Source organism: Escherichia sp. 93.1518, from assembly GCF_013368915.2.
GTDB classification, from domain to species: Bacteria; Pseudomonadota; Gammaproteobacteria; order Enterobacterales; family Enterobacteriaceae; genus Escherichia; species Escherichia ruysiae.
The window spans coordinates 1-1550 of the sequence record NZ_JABWMT020000080.1 but is presented as its reverse complement, the minus strand read 5'-3'; the positions used below and the strand labels follow the sequence as shown (position 1 = coordinate 1550).

1 protein-coding gene is annotated in these 1550 nt (G+C 59.7%); it reads left to right on the top strand.

The annotated features are described in order from the left end of the window. Positions 1 to 1550, top strand: a 1550-nt coding sequence (gene bcsC / locus HEN21_RS22435) for a cellulose synthase complex outer membrane protein BcsC (protein ID WP_183082952.1), incomplete at both ends; no start/stop codon positions are given.

Genomic DNA, 1550 nt, shown 5'->3' with positions numbered 1-1550 from the left:
GCTAATGCGGTGGCGAATCTGGAAAAAGCCCTCGCGCTGGATCCGAACAGCAGCAACAACGACAAATGGAACAGTCTGCTGAAGGTGAACCGCTACTGGCTGGCGATCCAGCAGGGCGATGCTGCGCTGAAAGCCAATAATCCCGACCGGGCAGAACGCCTGTTCCAGCAGGCGCGCAATGTCGATAACGCCGACAGCTATGCGGTACTGGGGCTGGGTGATGTGGCGATGGCACGTAAAGATTACCCCGCTGCCGAACGCTATTATCAGCAGACTTTGCGTATGGACAGCGGCAACACCAACGCCGTGCGCGGGCTGGCGAATCTTTATCGCCAGCAGTCGCCGGAAAAAGCCGAAGCGTTTATTGCCTCGCTTTCTGCCAGCCAGCGGCGCAGCGTTGATGACATCGAACGCAGCCTACAAAACGACCGCTTATCACAGCAGGCGGAGGCACTGGAAAATCAGGGGAAATGGGCGCAGGCGGCAGCACTTCAGCGTCAGCGACTGGCGCTCGATCCCGGCAGTGTGTGGATTACTTACCGGCTTTCGCAGGATCTCTGGCAGGCCGGGCAACGCAGCCAGGCCGATACGTTAATGCGCAGCCTGGCGCAACAGAAGCCGAACGACCCGGAGCAGGTTTACGCTTACGGACTGTATCTTTCCGGTCACGACCAGGACAGAGCCGCGCTGGCGCATATCAACAGCCTGCCGCGCGCGCAGTGGAACAGCAATATTCAGGAACTGGCAAACCGCCTGCAAAGCGATCAGGTACTGGAAACCGCCAGCCGCCTGCGTGAAAGCGGTAAAGAGGCAGAAGCGGAAGCGATGCTGCGCCAGCAGCCGCCGTCCACGCGCATTGACCTCACCCTGGCCGACTGGGCACAGCAGCGACGTGATGACACCGCTGCCCGCGCGGCGTATCAGAATGTCCTGACGCGGGAGCCAGCTAACGTTGATGCCATTCTTGGCCTGACAGAAGTGGATATCGCCGCCGGCGACAAAGCGGCGGCACGCAGCCAGCTGGCGAAACTGCCCGCCACTGACAATACCTCTCTGAATACACAGCGGCGCGTGGCGCTGGTACAGGCGCAGCTTGGCGATACCGCAGCGGCGCAGCAGACGTTTAACAAGCTGATCCCGCAGGCAAAATCTCAGCCGCCGTCGATGGAAAGTGCGATGGTACTGCGTGATGGTGCAAGGTTTGAAGCGCAGGCGGGCGAGCCAAAGCAGGCACTGGAAACCTACAAAGACGCGATGGTCGCATCCGGTGTGACGCCGACGCGTCCGCAGGATAACGACACCTTTACCCGTCTGACCCGTAACGATGAGAAAGATGACTGGCTGAAGCGCGGTGTGCGCAGCGACGCGGCAGATCTCTATCGCCAGCAGGATCTTAACGTCACCCTTGAGCACGATTACTGGGGATCGAGCGGCACCGGTGGTTACTCCGACCTGAAAGCGCACACCACCATGTTGCAGGTGGATGCACCGTATTCTGACGGACGGATGTTCTTTCGCAGTGATTTCGTCAATATGAACGTCGGCAGTTT